Consider the following 1,090-nt stretch of genomic DNA (forward strand, 5'->3'; position numbering starts at 1 on the left):
AGGCGGATTCTAAGATCAAGTGCAACGCTTCCTGAGACTGGAGGTGAAGCATGGGGAAGGCGTACCAGCACCTGAGCGCGGAGGAACGCGGCACGATCATGGCGCTGCGTCATGAAGGCCGAAGCCTTCGAGTGATCGCGGGAGTTCTGGGGCGATCGGCGAGCACGATTTCGCGGGAGCTTCGGCGCAACGGGGAGAGACCGCCCTCGACAGGGCCAGTGATGGGAAGACCTCGGCTGGGCTATGACGCCACCCGTGCGGGACAACGAGCCCGTCGGCTGCGGCATGGGCGTCGACGCCGTCGCAAGCTGGATCGTCAGGGGCTCTTGTGGGCGCAGGTCCGGCACTTGTTACAGCGCAAATGGTCGCCTGAGCAGATCGCATGCACACTCGGCAGCGTGTCGCACCAGACCATCTATACCGCGATTTATGCCATACCCCGGGGAGAGCTCCGCCGGGAGCTGACGGTGTTGCTGCGTCGGGGCCGGGCGGCTCAGAAGCTGATGGACCGGCCGGCCAGCCGGCGGGGACAGATGCAGAACCTACCGAGCATTCACGTCCGTCCGCCGGAAGCCCAGGACCGGCTTCTGCCGGGTCACTGGGAGGGTGATTTTCTCAAAGGAGGGCACAACCGCTCGGCGGTGGGCGTCCTGGTTGATCGTCATTCCCTGTTCCTGATGCTGGTTGTGATGGAGGACTGCTCGGCATTGGCCGCCTTGAAGGGCTTCAAGACCGCGTTCTCGCCCCTGCCGCCGGAAGCCAGGAAAACCCTGACCTACGACCAGGGCAAGGAGATGGCCCTGCATCGCAAGCTGGCTGAAAGCACGGGCCTATGCATTTACTTCGCCGACCCCCGTAGTCCCTGGCAGCGGGGTATCTGTGAAAACACCAACGGGCTACTGCGTCAGTACTTTCCCAAGGGATCCGATCTCTCAAAGCTTTCTCAGCGACAACTCGACCACATCGCCTGGGAGATGAACACCCGCCCCCGCAAAACCCTCGGGTGGAAGACTCCCGCCGAAGTCTTCTTCAACAAATGCTTCGAACAACGCGATCAAAACAACCGTGTTGCACTTGATGCTTGAATCCG

At 62.0% G+C, this 1,090-nt stretch carries 1 protein-coding gene; it reads left to right on the top strand.

The genetic code is table 11. The annotated features are described in order from the left end of the window. Positions 1-50: 50 nt before the first annotated feature. A complete protein-coding gene (locus tag ED208_RS16915; protein WP_123213108.1) occupies positions 51-1,085 on the top strand; it encodes an IS30 family transposase in 1,035 nt (344 codons plus the stop codon). Positions 1,086-1,090: the final 5 nt, after the last annotated feature.

Origin of the sequence: Stagnimonas aquatica, assembly GCF_003730135.1 — a bacterium.
GTDB lineage: Bacteria > Pseudomonadota > Gammaproteobacteria > Nevskiales > Nevskiaceae > Stagnimonas > Stagnimonas aquatica.